Source organism: Neisseria sp. P0021.S007, assembly GCF_051956855.1.
Genome location: NZ_JBQCXA010001601.1, coordinates 1 through 456 on the forward strand (window position 1 = coordinate 1; position 456 = coordinate 456).

Here is a 456-nt window from a genome sequence, read left to right on the forward strand (position 1 = left end):
GTATGTGACTTACGCGGATGGCGTTGTTGTGCCGTTTGACGGTTCGGAAGAGGCAAAAGGCTATCAACCGACGATTCATCTGAAATAATCGCTCGGGACGTTTGCCCTGATGCCGGCGGCTTAATCGGTATATTGAACTGCTTGGCAATCGGGCTGTAACGTTTTCCATATTAAAAAGGTCGTCTGAAAACCTGAATCGGTTTTCAGACGACCTTTTCTTTGGGAGGCTAGACTATGCTTTGTCCTCTTCGTTTTCCACTGCTTTAGGCGGAACGGGCGCGAACCAGCCGACCAAGAGCAGCAGCACGCCGACGATGATGAAGGAGGCGATGCGGGCGATGCCGCCGCTGTTGGAAAGCTCGATGAGGAAGAGCTTGACGACGACAATCGCCATCAGCGCCGCGCCGGTTATCCAGAAGGGGCGCAGTTTGCGGCGGTTGCCGTACACCATCAGGA

At 54.2% G+C, this 456-nt stretch carries 1 protein-coding gene; it reads right to left on the minus strand.

The window, feature by feature from the left end; translation table 11 throughout:
- Positions 1-232 precede the first annotated feature (232 nt).
- A partial coding sequence (locus ACTHUR_RS20480) for a DUF2339 domain-containing protein (protein ID WP_440400634.1) occupies positions 233-456 on the minus strand: 224 nt, incomplete at its 5' end.